At 62.3% G+C, this 629-nt stretch carries 1 protein-coding gene; it reads right to left on the bottom strand.

Annotated features, from left to right (window positions below; translation table 11 throughout):
* Positions 1–629 (bottom strand): Rieske 2Fe-2S domain-containing protein (locus NS334_RS16930; RefSeq protein ID WP_153002819.1); only part of this gene is annotated, 629 nt, incomplete at both ends.

The following is a 629-nucleotide window of genomic DNA, read 5'->3' as shown; positions in this document are numbered from 1 at the left end:
GGATGGAGTTGGCGACGCCGGTATGGCCATGGCCGTTGGGCCAGATCCGGATGCCGCTCTGCTCGTAGAACTCGTACGGGCTCATGAACGGCCCATAGAGCTGCACCGCCATCGGCGTTTCCTTGGAGTCGCCTTGCTCGCGCTGCCAGACCTTGATGGCGGTGCCGGCCGAACTCTCATGCGCCACCATCGGATGGCAGGTGTCGGTCTGGTTCTCGACCAGCATCTTCCAATTGCAGGTGTGCATGTAGCGGATCGGCGCGGCCTCGACGGCGAGCTTCCCCTCCGGCGAGCGGTCGACCATGTTGTCGATGGTCGAGAGGCTTTCGCCGAAATAGTCTTCGAAGGCGACGCCGGTTTCGCTCAGGCGTGCGAAAATGAAATCGCGGTAGACGACGACATTCCTGATCCGCGACAGCCCGTCATTCGCCTTTGTGTCGGTGAAGCCGGTGCCCTCGTAGCCCTTCTTCAGCGGGATCGCCAGCAGCGAGCCGTCGGTCTTGAACGACCAGGCATGATAGGGGCAGCGGAAGAACTTTCCGGTGTTGCCGCACGGCTCGGAGGCGATCTTGACGCCCTTGTGCGGACAGCGATTGTAGAACAGGTGGATCGAGCCGTCGGTATGGCGG

The sequence above is a fragment of the Sphingomonas endophytica genome (assembly GCF_001476895.1).
GTDB lineage: Bacteria > Pseudomonadota > Alphaproteobacteria > Sphingomonadales > Sphingomonadaceae > Sphingomonas > Sphingomonas endophytica_A.
Note: the sequence above shows the minus strand (reverse complement) of the source record. Positions and strands in the feature narration are given on the sequence as shown.